The sequence below is a fragment of the Mesorhizobium sp. GW821-FHT04C10 genome, assembly GCF_059420305.1.
In genome coordinates this window covers 2103829-2116855 of the sequence record NZ_JBWKTL010000001.1, presented here as the reverse complement: position 1 = coordinate 2116855, position 13027 = coordinate 2103829, and the positions used below count along the sequence as shown (strand labels likewise).

At 64.4% G+C, this 13027-nt stretch carries 15 protein-coding genes; 9 read left to right on the top strand and 6 right to left on the bottom strand.

What is annotated here, in order from left to right; genetic code table 11:
• Positions 1-76: 76 nt before the first annotated feature.
• Genes lptB through lptC form a run of 3 tightly spaced genes read right to left on the bottom strand, consistent with a single transcriptional unit; the run spans position 77 to position 2200 of the window.
• Positions 77-895 (bottom strand): LPS export ABC transporter ATP-binding protein, encoded by an 819-nt coding sequence (gene lptB / locus AC07UC_RS10240; RefSeq protein WP_010911489.1) that lies wholly within the window; start codon positions 893-895, stop codon positions 77-79.
• Positions 895-1500: an LptA/OstA family protein gene (locus AC07UC_RS10235; protein WP_202325908.1), complete on the bottom strand. Its 606-nt coding sequence runs from the start codon at positions 1498-1500 to the stop codon at positions 895-897. Before AC07UC_RS10235 ends, lptB begins: the two co-directional genes overlap by 1 nt.
• Positions 1487-2200 (bottom strand): LPS export ABC transporter periplasmic protein LptC, encoded by a 714-nt coding sequence (gene lptC / locus AC07UC_RS10230; protein ID WP_140772036.1) that lies wholly within the window; start codon positions 2198-2200, stop codon positions 1487-1489. The genes AC07UC_RS10235 and lptC overlap by 14 nt, the downstream gene beginning before the upstream one ends.
• 335 nt (positions 2201-2535) lie before the next feature.
• Here lptC and sppA point away from each other — a divergent pair, with 335 nt between their 5' ends.
• From sppA to lhpI, 4 genes are all read left to right on the top strand, one after another.
• Positions 2536-3492, top strand: a complete 957-nt coding sequence (gene sppA, locus AC07UC_RS10225) for a signal peptide peptidase SppA (RefSeq protein WP_494905502.1) — start codon at positions 2536-2538, stop codon at positions 3490-3492.
• A gap of 80 nt (positions 3493-3572) precedes the next feature.
• The gene (locus AC07UC_RS10220) at positions 3573-3857 is read left to right on the top strand and encodes an integration host factor subunit beta (RefSeq protein ID WP_006200394.1); all 285 of its coding nucleotides are present in this window, start codon (positions 3573-3575) and stop codon (positions 3855-3857) included.
• A gap of 53 nt (positions 3858-3910) precedes the next feature.
• Complete coding sequence (locus AC07UC_RS10215; protein ID WP_494905499.1) at positions 3911-4267, top strand: DUF1049 domain-containing protein; 357 nt, start codon at positions 3911-3913, stop codon at positions 4265-4267.
• 37 nt (positions 4268-4304) lie between these two features.
• Complete coding sequence (gene lhpI / locus AC07UC_RS10210; RefSeq protein ID WP_494905498.1) at positions 4305-5270, top strand: bifunctional Delta(1)-pyrroline-2-carboxylate/Delta(1)-piperideine-2-carboxylate reductase; 966 nt, start codon at positions 4305-4307, stop codon at positions 5268-5270.
• Here lhpI and AC07UC_RS10205 read toward each other — a convergent pair.
• The 3 genes from AC07UC_RS10205 to AC07UC_RS10195 all read right to left on the bottom strand — a co-directional run bounded on the left by AC07UC_RS10205 (position 5267) and on the right by AC07UC_RS10195 (position 6844).
• Entirely contained in the window at positions 5267-5704 is a 438-nt protein-coding gene (locus AC07UC_RS10205) for an EVE domain-containing protein (protein ID WP_494905496.1), read from the bottom strand. The genes lhpI and AC07UC_RS10205 overlap by 4 nt on opposite strands.
• Complete coding sequence (locus AC07UC_RS10200) at positions 5701-6081, bottom strand: VOC family protein (protein ID WP_494905495.1); 381 nt, start codon at positions 6079-6081, stop codon at positions 5701-5703. The genes AC07UC_RS10205 and AC07UC_RS10200 overlap by 4 nt, the downstream gene beginning before the upstream one ends.
• A 73-nt stretch (positions 6082-6154) precedes the next feature.
• On the bottom strand, positions 6155-6844 hold the full coding sequence (locus tag AC07UC_RS10195; protein ID WP_494905493.1) for a helix-turn-helix transcriptional regulator: 690 nt from the start codon (positions 6842-6844) through the stop codon (positions 6155-6157).
• A gap of 135 nt (positions 6845-6979) precedes the next feature.
• On the opposite strand from AC07UC_RS10195, the gene AC07UC_RS10190 reads away from it, so the two are divergent.
• The 5 genes from AC07UC_RS10190 (at position 6980) to AC07UC_RS10170 (ending at position 12941) form a co-directional block, all read left to right on the top strand.
• Entirely contained in the window at positions 6980-8065 is a 1086-nt protein-coding gene (locus AC07UC_RS10190; protein WP_494905492.1) for an RsmD family RNA methyltransferase, read from the top strand.
• 17 nt (positions 8066-8082) lie between these two features.
• A complete protein-coding gene (locus AC07UC_RS10185) occupies positions 8083-8940 on the top strand; it encodes a TrmH family RNA methyltransferase (protein WP_140772048.1) in 858 nt (285 codons plus the stop codon).
• A 25-nt stretch (positions 8941-8965) separates the two neighbouring features.
• Positions 8966-9463, top strand: coding sequence for a signal peptidase II (lspA, locus tag AC07UC_RS10180; protein WP_494905490.1), 498 nt, complete (start codon positions 8966-8968; stop codon positions 9461-9463).
• A 57-nt stretch (positions 9464-9520) separates the two neighbouring features.
• Positions 9521-10510 (top strand): acrylyl-CoA reductase (NADPH), encoded by a 990-nt coding sequence (acuI, locus tag AC07UC_RS10175; RefSeq protein WP_202325900.1) that lies wholly within the window; start codon positions 9521-9523, stop codon positions 10508-10510.
• 142 nt (positions 10511-10652) lie between these two features.
• A complete protein-coding gene (locus AC07UC_RS10170; RefSeq protein ID WP_494905487.1) occupies positions 10653-12941 on the top strand; it encodes a hybrid sensor histidine kinase/response regulator in 2289 nt (762 codons plus the stop codon).
• Positions 12942-13027 lie beyond the last annotated feature (86 nt).

The window sequence follows — 13027 nt, the reverse complement described above, 5'->3', positions numbered from 1 at the left end:
AACAAATTTCACGCCCAAGGCAATTCCGGACGGAAAACCGCGTCAGGGCTTCCCGTCCCGAATTGCGCGGGAAAAGTCAGAGCGTAAAACCCTCGCCGAGATAAAGCCGCCGCACATCCGGGTTCGCCACCACTTCGTCGGCGCGGCCATGGGTCAGCACCTGGCCGGCGTGGATGATGTAGGCGCGGTCGATCAGACCGAGCGTCTCACGTACATTATGGTCGGTGATGAGGACACCGATGCCGCGCGCCGTCAGGTGGCGGACCAGTTGCTGGATATCGGCGACGGCGATCGGATCGATGCCGGCAAAGGGCTCGTCGAGCAGCATGTAGGCCGGGCGCGTCGCCAGCGCACGCGCGATCTCCAGGCGCCGCCTCTCGCCGCCGGAAAGCGACATGGATGGCGCCTTGCGCAGATGGCTGATGTGAAACTCTTCGAGCAGTTCGTCGAGATTGCGCTCGCGCACCTTGCGGTCCTTTTCGACCACTTCGAGCACGGCACGGATATTCTGTTCGACGTTGAGGCCGCGGAAGATCGACGCCTCCTGCGGCAGATAGCCGATGCCGAGGCGCGCACGGCGGTACATCGGCATCGAGGTGACGTCGAAGCCGTCGATCTCGATCGTGCCTTCATCCACCGGTACAAGGCCGGTGACCATGTAGAAACAGGTCGTCTTGCCGGCGCCATTGGGACCGAGCAGCCCGACGGCTTCGCCGGCACGCACGCCAAGCGTGACGCCACTGACCACCTTGCGGCCCTTGTAGCTCTTGGTCAGCCCCTTGGCGATCAAGGTTCCCTTGAACTTGGTCTTGTCGACGGTGATCGTGGCCGGAGCCGAAACCTTAGCCGCGGCTCGTCCCGGAAGACGCGCCGTCAGCGATGACAGGCTGGCCATCAGGGGTTCGTCGCTCCGGATTTCGGCGCATCCGACTTCGGCGGCGGGGTGATCGACATCTGGACACGTTGGCCAGCGCATGGATCAACCTGGGCCAGCCCGCTTTTCATCTGCACGGTGAGCTTGCAGCCGACCAGGACGTTGTCGTTCTGAGACAGAACGACCTTCTTGCCCGAAAGCACCAGCACCTGGCTCTTCATGTCGAAGCTGCCCTGATCGCCGGTCGCGACCTGCTGATCCGACTTGATGTAGACCTTGTCGGAGATCTCCAGATGGTCGATGTTGGCCGAGCCGGTCATCGCCGCGCCGGCGGCTTCCGTGCCCTTGGCCGCGGCATTGGGATCCTTGATGTAATAGACCATCATCTTGCCGGCCTTCATCAGCGTCGGCCCTTGGACGACGGTGACATTGCCCGTGAAGATGGCGACATTCTCGGCCTGCCGGACTTCCAGCTTGTCGCTTTCGATCTGGATCGGCTTGTCGCCCGCCAGTTTCAGGCCCGACACCTGACTGGTGGCGCCGGACTGTGCCAGCGACGGCACGAGGCCCAGCAGGAGCATCGCCGAAGTTGCGGCCGCAAGCCGTGTCGAACTATTGAGCCACATTCGCTTCTTCGCCCTTTGCCTCAGCCGCCTTCAGAGCGGCGGGATCGATGTTGACGCGCACCCTGTTCTCGAACACCAGGACCTTGCCATTGTCCTGGACCGTCAGGGAATTCGCTGTGATCTGTGACCCGCCACGGCTGACATCGACGGGATCATCCGTCTTCATAGTGCCTTTGCCCATGTCGAGGAAGACCGATTTGAACTTGGCTTGCATGCCGTCGGTCGTGGTGATCACGACGTCGCTGTTCAACTTCATCGTGTTGCCGTCGCGATCGTAGGTACCGCGCGACGCTTTGACAGCCGCCACATTGTCTGGCCCGACCGGCACTTTGGCGTCTATGCCTTCGAGCTCGATGATGCCTTGCGTGCTGACGTCCTGGATCGCCCGCAAGGCCGTCATTGAATAGGGCTGCTTCTGCTTGGTGAAACCGTTGAGCTTGGGATTGGCCATCACCAGCTTGCCGTTGGAAAAAGCGGTGCCGTCCGCCTGCACCGCGACGGAGACGGGTGCGGCCAGATAGGAATAGACCGGGAAGGCGACGGCGATCAGCGCCGCGGCCAGGGGCACGGCGAATTTGAGCACGCGCACGCGGCGCGAATGACGCTGGGCGCGGTCGAACGCCTCGCCCCGCGTCCAGCCATCCGCCGGGGGAGCCAACTCCATCTCGGGGCTGGTCGGTTCATTCGATCGCGCTAACATGACTGCTTTCTTCTAGACCCCTGTCCGCCAGGGAGCACCGCCTATAGGTGGGGGGCCGGCGCCTTCAAGCAAGCACAAGCCCATGAAAACCGCAAAAATGTGACAACTGTGGTTGTACAAACGAAAACGAGGTCAGCACAACAACCGATACTTCATAGCAGAAATGCACGTCCTTGCGCCGTTTTTTCATCACTGCCGTCTCTCCCCTTACCTTGCGTCCCTTGCGCAGGCCAGTCACAAAACAGACAGCGTTGGGATTGCCGAAGACGGAACTGCTTCCCGATAAGGACATCATGGTCTAAAAGCGTCTCTTCCCGCCGATTGTGAGGCTGACCATGGCATTGAGAGCCGACGACCTGATCGACCGCCGCCGCTTGCGGCGCAAGCTGACATTCTGGCGTGTTGTGGCCATCGGCATCGTGGCACTCGGGGTGATTGCGCTGTCGGCCTGGCTCTACGGCGACGATCTCGGCGGCTCGGCCGTCGACCATATAGCCAAGGTCAGGATCGAAGGCACCATCACCGAGGACGAGGAACTGATCAAGCGGCTGGAGAACATCCGCGAGTCGTCGAAGGTGAAAGGCGTGATCCTGGCGATCGATTCACCCGGCGGCACCACCGTCGGTGGCGAATCGATCTACGAGGAAGTGCGCAAGCTGGCCGCCGACAAGCCGGTGGTGGCGGAAGTCGGCACGCTCGCCGCATCGGCGGGCTATATGATTGCCAGTGCGGCCGATCACATCGTAGCCCGCAAGACCTCGATCGTCGGCTCGATCGGCGTGCTGATCCAGTACCCTGACGTCAGCGGCCTGATGGACAAGCTCGGCGTCAAGCTGGAGGAAGTGAAATCCTCGCCGCTCAAGGCTTCTCCCTCTCCCTTCAAGCCGACCAATGACGACGAGCGCGCCATGGTCCGCAAGCTTATCCTCGACAGCTACTACTGGTTTGTCGGCATCGTCGCCGAGCGCCGCAAGATGACGCACGAACAGGCGCTGGCGCTTGCCGACGGGTCGATCTTCACCGGCCGCCAGGGCGTTTCCAACGGATTGATCGACGCCGTCGGCGGCGAGACCGAGGCGATCAACTGGCTGGCGACCAAGGGGGTCGACGCCAAGCTCAAGGTGGTCGAGTGGCAGGACACGGAACGGCGCGGCAGTTTCCTGTGGTCAAAAGCCATGGTGAAAACGATCGGCAGCGCCCTCGGCCTGCCGGATTACAGCGGTGATGTCATCCACGAACTTGGGGCCGACCGCTTGTTTCTTGACGGCCTCGTTTCCGTCTGGCACCCTTGAGCGCCGTTTGGGACAGCTGAAAAAGCCAATAAAATCATCCTCATAATTTTGACCGAACTGCTTTCACGGGGACCCGTCTGATGATCAAGTCCGAACTTGTGCAGATTATTGCCACGCGCAATCCGCATCTTTTCCTGCGCGACGTCGAAAACATCGTCGGCGCGATCTTCGATGAGATCACCGACGCCCTTGCCGAAGGCAACCGGGTCGAGCTGCGCGGCTTCGGTGCTTTTTCGGTGAAAAACCGCCCCGCCCGCACCGGCCGCAACCCGCGCACCGGCGAATCCGTCGAGGTCGAGGAAAAATGGGTGCCGTTCTTCAAGACCGGCAAGGAACTGCGCGAAAGGCTGAACGGCGGCAAGTAGGCGCGGCGTCAGCGCCAGACGGCCTTGTCCGGCCCGCTTGCACGGAAGAAATCATGCTCAATCGCTTCATGCTCATCGTGGTCTTCGTGCCCCTGGCGATCATCCTGATCGCGCTTGCCGTCGCCAACCGCGAACTCGTCGCCTTCACGCTGGACCCGTTCAATCCCGGCAATCCGAAGCTGACGCTTACCTTGCCGCTGTTCATTTTCCTCTTCCTGGCGCTCGCCATCGGCATGATCGTCGGCAGCCTGGCAACCTGGGTGAAGCAGGGCCGCTACCGCAAGCTGGCGCGCCAGCGCGGCGTCGAGGCGGAAAACCTGCGGCAGGCAATCAGTCGCACGCCGTCGGCAACACCGGGACCGATCCAGGGATCGGCCCAGGGATCGGCATTGCCAAAACCGACCAATTGAGCGGCCTGCCGGCGCCTTTCCTCCCACGGAGCTTTTCATGCTGACCATTTCGGCCGCCGAGGTCGACCGTGCGCTGACCTTTCCCGGATTGGTCGAGACGTTGCGCGCGGCTTTCCGTGACGGGGCGGTACAGCCCGTCAGGCATCATCACGCGGTCGAACGGCCCGACGGCGAGGCCTCGACCCTGCTGCTGATGCCGGCATGGACCGATTTCAACGCCGCCGGCACCTCCTCCGGTGGCCATATCGGCGTCAAGATCGTCACCGTCTCGCCTGACAACAACGCCATCGGCAAGCCCGCCGTGATGGGGCTTTATCTCCTGCTCAACGGCAGCACCGGCGAACCGGAAGCCTTGATCGACGGCCAGCGCCTGACTCAGTGGCGCACGGCTTGTGCTTCGGCGCTGGCGGCGTCCTACCTCGCCCGCGACGATGCCTCGCGGCTGCTTGTGATCGGTGCTGGCGCCCTGTCGCCGTTCCTCGCCAGGGCGCATTCGGCGGTGCGGCCGATAAAAACCATCCGCATCTGGAACCGCACCCCCGCCAACGCTGAGAAAGTCGCGGCCGATTTGTGCGCCGAAGGCTTCGCCGCCAGCGCCGCGACCGACCTCGATGCCGAGCTTGGTCAGGCCGACATCGTCTCCTCGGCGACAATCACCACCACGCCGCTGATCAAGGGCGCGCTGCTGCGGCCTGGAACCCATGTCGACCTGGTCGGCGGCTTCACCCCGACAATGCGCGAAAGCGATGATGACGCGGTCGCCCGTGCCCGGGTCTATGTCGACACCCGCGCCGGCGCCACCAGGGAAGCCGGCGACATCGTCCAGCCACTGGCCTCCAGCCTGCTGAAGCCGGACGCCATCGTCGCCGATTTGCACGAACTGGCGCGCGGCCAGAAGAAAGGCCGCACAAGCCTTGGCGAGATCACGCTGTTCAAGTCGGTCGGCGCGGCACTCGAGGACCTTGCCGCCGGCATTGCCGTTTATAACGTGCTGAAGGCCTAGCTCACCGTCCCCCGCTTTTCGGCAGCCATCGCGTCGGCGATCAGGCGAAAATCGTGATCGGTGACTTCGAACAGGCCGAAGCGCAGCTGATATCCCCAGTTCGCCTTGCCGGCGGTGAAGTCCAGCCGGTCGAGCAGCGGCTTGATCGGCGCTTCTTCAGCCGCCATCCACTCGACGTCGCGGCGGAACGGCGTGAAGCCGCCGCCCATTTCGCCTTGATAAGGCTCTCCTTCCCGCACGGTGCCGATTGCGGTGAAAGCCTGCAGGCCATCCTTTTCGCCCAAAACCGTGGTCGGCGAATAATAGATGACACCATCGCCGGGCTTGACGCGACGCAACGGCGCCGCCTTGCCGTGGTTGACCTGCATGAAGCCGTCCGTGCGGCCGCGCCGGACATGTTGCGCCGACGCCACTGCGATCCAATACGCGCTCATTTCTTTTCCCCATCCGACAGCCAGTAGACACGCAGGCGGTGATTGTCGGGATCGAGCGCAACGAAAGTGCGGCCGAAATCCATGTCGGTCGGCGCCTGCAGGATCTTCAAGCTACGCCCCGACCAGTCGGCATGGGCGGCGTCGACCGCCTCCGGCGTCTTCAGTGCAAACACGATCTCAGCGCCGCCACCCGCCGCCTCTGCCGCCGGCTCCACGGTATGACGCGACCAGAGGCCGAGCTTGAAGCCGTTGTCGAGCACGAACATCACGAAGGTCGGCGCGCTTTCGACCGGCTCGCGACCAAGCAGCGCGCTGTAGAAGGCACCACTCCGCAGCGGCTGGTCGACATAGAGGATGACGAGATTAGGGGTGGTCATGTGTACTCTCCAGAGTTCAGCGTTTCGGTGCGCTGAACCTAGAACAGGATGCTGTCAGATTCTGGCAGTAGCCTTATGGCCCACGCGGCTTGTCGAGTGTCGCCCGCCATTCCATGAGCAGCACCTGGCGGCGACGCGGATAGCGCGTATCGATGGGGTTGAGGCCGGATATGCGATCGGTGCGAAAATGCCGGAAATCCTGCCGCATCTCGCACCACGCCACCACCACCCGCACCTTGTCGAAGAAACCGAGTGCGAACGGCCAGACGACGCGTTGCGAGGCCACACCGCCGGCGTCGCGGTAGAGAAAGCCGAGTTTTCGCTCGTTGCGGATGGCCTGCCGCACCGTGCCGAGATCGATGCCCTCCATGGCTTGCGCCGGCGGCCCGACCAGCAGGGTGGAGGCGTCGAGATCCTCGCGCAGATCATCCGGCAGCACGGCCGCGATCTTGGCCAGCGCATTGGCGGCCGCAGCCGAGAGACGCTGGTCCGGCTGCTTGGCGACCCAGCGCGAGCCCAGCACGATCGCCTCGATCTCGTCGTCGCTGAACATCAGCGGCGGCAGCATGAAGCCGGGCTTGAGTACATAGCCCAGGCCCGCCTCCCCCTCGATCGGCGCGCCCTGCCCCTGCAGCGTGGCGATGTCGCGATAGAGCGTGCGGATCGAAATCCCGAGCTCATCGGCCAGCGCCTGTCCGCTCACCGGCCGGCGGTGTCGGCGCAGGCACTGGATGAGGTCGAGGAGGCGTTCGGAGCGGGACATCCAGCAGATTTGCCTGTTTCTTTGACATCGGTCCATCTCTGACCGACATGAACAGGAGCGGCGGCAGCGGCAGACTTGGTTGCGAAGCTGGTTGCCCTATGCCAAAAGCGGCACGCCGCTCGGAGATGCCCCCGCTTGAAGTCTTTTCGCGACAAACGCCGCGACAGCCGCCCGCCCGCCAAAGGCGGAGCCGGAGAGGTGCGTCCGCACGAGGCGCGTGGCACGGCACGGCCGGACGCCAGGCCGCGCGAAGCGCGTGACTTGAAAGCGGAGAGCCAGCCCGCGCCGAAGTCGGCACCGCGCATCCTTGCCCGTCGTGACGGTGTCCTGCCGGCCGAGCAGCTTCCGCTCATCCTCGAAGTGGCCCCGAATGCCGATTATGCGCTGCTCGACAGCGGTGCCGGCCAGAAACTTGAACAATACGGCCCCTACCGCATCGTACGGCCCGAGGGGCAGGCGATCTGGCAGAAGGCCCTGCCGGCCAGGGACTGGGAACGCGCCGACGCCATCTTCACCGGCGACACCGACGAGGAAGGCATCGGCCGCTGGCGCTTCCCCAAGACGCCGCTTGGCGAAACCTGGCCGATGAAGCATGACGGCATCGACTATCTCGGCCGTTTCACCTCGTTTCGCCATGTCGGCGTATTTCCCGAGCAGGCCTCGCACTGGGACCACATGGCCGGGCTGATCGCGGCGGCCAGGCGGCCGGTCAAGGTGCTGAACCTGTTCGGCTACACTGGTCTTGCCTCCTTGGTGGCGGCCCGCGCCGGCGCCGAGGTCACCCATGTCGATGCCTCGAAGAAGGCGATCGGCTGGGCGCGTGAAAACCAGGAGATGGCCGGACTCGGCGGCAAGCCGATCCGCTGGATCGTCGACGATGCGGTGAAATTCGCCGAGCGCGAGGAGCGCCGCGGCAGCCGCTACGACATCGTGCTTTTCGATCCGCCGGCCTATGGCCGCGGCCCCAAGGGCGAGGTCTGGCAATTGTTCGAGGATCTGCCGGCGCTCACCGACCTCTGCCGCGCGATCCTGACGCCGAAACCGCTTGCCGTGGTGCTGACCGCCTATTCGATCCGCGCCTCCTTCTTCGCCATCCACGCTTTGATGCGCGACACTTTTGCCGGCATGGGCGGCAAGGTTGAATCGGGCGAGTTGATCATCCGTGAAAAGTCAGCCGGCAGGGCGCTTTCGACCTCATTGTTTTCGCGTTGGGTGGCCTGAATGCCCGGGAGTCCTGAATGAACGAGCGGCACGCAGGCGCACCCGGCCAGGTGAAGGAAGTCACCAGCCTCGCCAACCCGCTGGTCAAGGACATCAAGGCTCTCGCCCTGAAGAAATTCCGCGACCAGCAGAACGCCTTCATGGCCGAGGGGCTGAAGCTGGTCATCGATGCGCTCGACCTTGGCTGGCAGATCAGGACGCTCGTGTTCGCCAAGGCAGGGCGTGGCAACGCGGCCGTGGAAAAGGTCGCGGCACGCACGGTTGCCGCCGGCGGCACGGTGCTCGAAGTGTCGGAGAAGGTGCTTGTCGCCATCACCCGCCGTGACAATCCGCAAATGGTGGTCGGCGTCTTCTCGCAGAAATTCCTGGCCCTGAAGGACATCCGCGCTGACAATGGCGACGTCTGGGTGGCGCTCGACAGGGTGCGCGATCCCGGCAATCTCGGCACCGTCATCCGCACCGTCGATGCCGTCGGCGCCAAGGGCATCATCCTGGTCGGCGACACCACCGACCCGTTTTCCGTGGAAACGGTGCGCGCCACCATGGGGTCCATTTTCGCCGTGCCGGTGGCCAAGGCGACGACAGAGGCTTTCCTGGCCTGGCGTGGCGGGTTTTCAGGCCTCGTCGCCGGCACGCATCTGAAGGGTGCCGTCGATTACCGCTCGGTCGATTTTTCCCGTGGGCCGGTTCTGCTGATGATGGGCAATGAGCAGCAGGGCCTGCCCGAAAGCCTGGCGGCGAGTTGCGACCGATTGCTCAGAATCCCGCAAGCGGGCCGTGCCGATTCGCTCAATCTCGCCGTCGCCACCGGCATCATGCTGTTCGAGATCCGGCGCGGCGCGCTGAAGCTCGAGCCAATCGCCGACCAGCAATGAAGCCAGCAATGAAGGTTGCCAGCCCGTGAGATCATGGTCCCCCTACGCGCTGCTCGTCGTCGCGGCCATAGCGCTCGATCAGTGGATAAAGCATCTGGTCGAGACCGGCCTGCCGTTTCAGGAAAAAGTCGATCTGGTGCCGTTCCTGGCGCTGTTTCGCACCTATAACACCGGCATCGCCTTTTCGATGTTTTCCTCCTTCGGCGACACCGGCCTGGTGATCATCGCCGTGCTGGTCGTTGCCTTCGTGCTCTATCTCGCCACCCGCACGCCATCGGGCCATGTCATCGCCCGCACCGGCTTCGCCCTGATCATCGGTGGCGCTTTGGGCAATCTGATCGACCGCGCCGTCTACGGCCACGTCATCGATTACATCCTGTTCCACACGCCAGTCTGGTCCTTTGCCGTCTTCAATCTCGCCGACGCCTTCATTTCCGTGGGCGCGGCCCTGGTCGTCTTCGACGAACTCATCGGCTGGCGTCGCGAGCCCAAGTCTTCGAACGCCAAGCCTTCCAAAGATTGACCCCGCGCGGCCATCGCCGCACAGTCCAGACCGACAAGCAAGCTCGCGGAGAAAAAGATGTCCGAAACCTTCAAAGCCATCCTCATCTCGCGCGACGCCGACAAGAAACAGTCGGTCGCCGTGACGGATCTCACCGAAGCCGATCTGATGGAGGGCGACGTCACCGTCGCGGTCGAGGCGACGACGGTGAACTACAAGGACGGGTTGGCCATCACCGGCAAGGCGCCGGTGGTCCGCCGCTGGCCCCTTGTGCCGGGCGTCGATCTGGCCGGAACAGTGATTTCGTCCTCCAATCCCGACTGGCGCAAGGGAGACAAGGTCATCCTGAACGGCTGGGGCGTCGGCGAAACGCATTTCGGCGCCTATGCGGGGCGCGCCCGCGTCAAGGGCGACTGGCTGGTGCCGCTGCCGGATGGCATCAGCGCGCACGACGCGATGGCGGTCGGCACCGCCGGCTATACCGCCATGCTCTGCGTCATGGCGCTGGAGCGGCACGGCATCCTGCCCGACCGCGGCCCGGTTGTGGTGACCGGTGCCGCCGGCGGCGTCGGTTCGGTCGCGGTCTCCATCCTGTCCAGCCTCGGTTACCACGTCATTGCATCGACCGGCCGCAATGCCGAAAGCCCTTATCTGATCAACCTCGGCGCCGCCGAGGTGATTTCGCGCGACGAACTCAGCCAGCCCGCCAAGCCGCTGGCCAAGGAGCGTTGGGCCGGCGGCATCGATTCGGTCGGCAGCCATACGCTGGCCAACGTCCTGTCGATGACCTCCTACGGCGGCGCCGTCGCGGCCTGCGGCCTGGCCGGTGGAATGGATCTGCCATCGAGCGTCGCCCCCTTCATCCTGCGCGGCGTCTCGCTGCTTGGCATCGATTCGGTGATGGCGCCAAAGGCCGTGCGCCTCGAGGCCTGGCGCCGCATTGGCTCCGATCTCGACCTGCAGAAGCTTGCCAGCCTGTCCACGACCATCGGCTTCGACGGCATCGTCGACACGGCACGCGACATCGTCGACGGCAAGATCCGCGGACGCGTCGTCGTCGACATGTAACGTCCTCGCGGATCGTCGCCGGCGGACTGAAGTGCCAAATCCGGTGGCGAAGCCGCCGCTACCGGGACAAAAACGCCCTATCCGCTAAAATTCGAACGATCCGCCGCAATTTTCCATAATCTCTGTCTGGCAAGGGTTTCGCATGATCGCGGAATCCGACAGCCAGCAGGCAAGCAAGGGCGACGACGTCGATGCGGTGGCCGCGCCGACGGCGGCGCGGCGCTTTATCGCCGCGCCGCCGCTGGTGCCCGAGCAGCAATTGGCCAGGCGTGAAGGGCTGCCCCTGCTCACCTTCGTTGCCATCATGATACTGGCCGGCCTTGCGCATCTGACCGGGGCGCCGATCTTCATCAGCCTCGCATTGCTGGCAACCGGCCTCGCCGGCCTTGCGCTGCATCTGCATGCCAGACGCAGCGTCCAGCGCACCGTGGTGCTGCTGGACGAGACCACCGCCCGCAGCCGCGCCGAGATCGAGACGCTTGCCGACCGCATGTGGGAAATGCAGGAAAGCGAGGAGCGCTTTCGCGGTCTCATCGACGCGCTTGGCGATCTTGTCATCCATCGCGATCGCGACGGCAATATCGTCTATGCCAACAAGGTGTTCGCCGATCTCGTCGAAGCCGATCATCGCGATCTTGCCGGCAAGACCCTGGCCGAACTCGGCATCGAGGTCGGCATCGTTCCCGATGCCGCCTTTTCCGATCACGAGTGCCTGAGTTCCACCGATGTCGCCATCCGCACGCCGGGCGGCTCGCGCTGGTTCTCGTGGATCGAACTGTCTGTGCGCGACAAGGACAGCGGCTCGGTTTCGCATCGCGCCATCGCCCGCGACATCACCGCCCGCAAGCGCGCCGAATCCTCGCTGATCACCGCGCGCGAAAGAGCCGAATTCGCAAGCCAGGCGAAATCGCGCTTTCTCGCCACCGTAAGCCATGAAATCCGCACGCCGATGAACGGCATCATGGGCATGGCCAGGCTGCTCGCCGACACCAGCCTGTCGCCGGAGCAGCAGACCTATGTCGGCGCCATCTCGACCTCGGCCAGTGCCTTGCTCGCCCTGATCGAGGACCTGCTCGACTATTCCAAGATCGAGGCCGGTCGCTTCGACCCGGAACCGCAGCCGATGTCGGTGCGCGAGATCGCCGACAACATTATCGAATTGCTCGCCGCGCGCGCCTTTGCCAAGGATATCGGCCTCGGCTGCCATGTCGAGCCGGATGTCCCGCAGATGATCACCGCCGACCCGGGCCGGGTCAGGCAGGTGTTGCTCAACCTCATCGGCAACGCCATCAAGTTCACCGACAGCGGCGGCGTGCTGGTCAGCGTCGCGCGCGCCCGCACCGAGACCAGCGATCGCATCTGCTTCACCATCGCCGACACCGGTCCCGGCCTGCGCGACGAGGACATGGAGCGCATTTTCGAGGAGTTCGAGCAGGCCGACGGCACCTCGACGCGCACGCATGGCGGGGCGGGACTGGGACTTGCCATCTCCAAGCGCCTGGTGACTGCCATGGGCGGCACGATTTCGGTCTCCAGCCGGCTTGGCCAAGGGTCGGAATTTGTCTTCGAAATCCCGGCCACGGAGGCCACCGACGCGCCGCAAGGCCGGCAGAATGCGCTTGCCGGCAGGCACGCGGTGATCCTGTCCAGGAACGCCGTCGAGGCCGACGCCATCGCCCGCACCATCCGCGCCAATGGCGGTACGGCCGGTATCGCCGCCACCGTGGCGCAGGCCGCGTCCCTGGCCGACGGCTGTGACGTGCTCCTGGTCGACGCCGCCATGGAAGAAAGCGACGGGAGGCTGCTCAGGCGGCTGCGCCTAAGCGGCTTTTCCGATTGCGAAGCCGTCACGCTGATAGCGCCGACGGACCGCGGCATGCTTGGCGAGTTCCGCGCCAGCGGCTACGCGACGTTCCTTGCCCGGCCGGTGCGCGGAGGAACACTTTTGCGTGTCCTTTTGACCAGCCATGGGCCGGCGCTTGCGCAGCCGCAGCCGGAGAAGCGCCGCGCCCCGGCGCTCCGCACCTCGACCGACCGACAGCAGGGCCTGTCCGTGCTGATCGCCGAGGACAACGACATCAATGCCATGCTGGCCCGCGCCACGCTGTTGAAGGCAGGGCACCGCGTCAAGGTGGTCGGCAATGGCAAGGCCGCCGTGGAGGCCGTCACCAGCGCCGGGCACAAGCATCGCTTCGACGTGGTGCTGATGGACCTGCACATGCCGGTCATGGATGGGCTGGACGCGATTGCCGCGATACGCCGCCATGAGGAGGAAATGTCGGTCCCGCCGGTGCCGATCATGGTGCTGTCGGCCGACAGCCAGGAAAAGACCCGCCATGCGGTGCTCGCCCACGGCGCCAGCGGCTTCGTCACCAAGCCGCTCGACCCCGATGCGCTGGTCAACGCCGTCGAGGGCCAGGTCGCCGCTTGAACCGGTTTTCTGGCCCGCGGCCGATGCATGTCAACCAAAAGTGACCCCGGTTTTGCCGGGAGGACATGCATGAAAACAAGAAGCCT

Bases quoted from the DNA above. Each gene is read 5' to 3' on its own strand.
- lptB (WP_010911489.1), bottom strand. From the start codon at position 895: ATGGCCAGCCTGTCATCGCTGACGGCGCGTCTTCCGGGACGAGCCGCG.
- AC07UC_RS10235 (WP_202325908.1), bottom strand. From the start codon at position 1,500: ATGTGGCTCAATAGTTCGACACGGCTTGCGGCCGCAACTTCGGCGATG.
- lptC (WP_140772036.1), bottom strand. From the start codon at position 2,200: ATGTTAGCGCGATCGAATGAACCGACCAGCCCCGAGATGGAGTTGGCT.
- sppA (WP_494905502.1), top strand. From the start codon at position 2,536: ATGGCATTGAGAGCCGACGACCTGATCGACCGCCGCCGCTTGCGGCGC.
- AC07UC_RS10220 (WP_006200394.1), top strand. From the start codon at position 3,573: ATGATCAAGTCCGAACTTGTGCAGATTATTGCCACGCGCAATCCGCAT.
- AC07UC_RS10215 (WP_494905499.1), top strand. From the start codon at position 3,911: ATGCTCAATCGCTTCATGCTCATCGTGGTCTTCGTGCCCCTGGCGATC.
- lhpI (WP_494905498.1), top strand. From the start codon at position 4,305: ATGCTGACCATTTCGGCCGCCGAGGTCGACCGTGCGCTGACCTTTCCC.
- AC07UC_RS10205 (WP_494905496.1), bottom strand. From the start codon at position 5,704: ATGAGCGCGTATTGGATCGCAGTGGCGTCGGCGCAACATGTCCGGCGC.
- AC07UC_RS10200 (WP_494905495.1), bottom strand. From the start codon at position 6,081: ATGACCACCCCTAATCTCGTCATCCTCTATGTCGACCAGCCGCTGCGG.
- AC07UC_RS10195 (WP_494905493.1), bottom strand. From the start codon at position 6,844: ATGTCCCGCTCCGAACGCCTCCTCGACCTCATCCAGTGCCTGCGCCGA.
- AC07UC_RS10185 (WP_140772048.1), top strand. From the start codon at position 8,083: ATGAACGAGCGGCACGCAGGCGCACCCGGCCAGGTGAAGGAAGTCACC.
- acuI (WP_202325900.1), top strand. From the start codon at position 9,521: ATGTCCGAAACCTTCAAAGCCATCCTCATCTCGCGCGACGCCGACAAG.
- AC07UC_RS10170 (WP_494905487.1), top strand. From the start codon at position 10,653: ATGATCGCGGAATCCGACAGCCAGCAGGCAAGCAAGGGCGACGACGTC.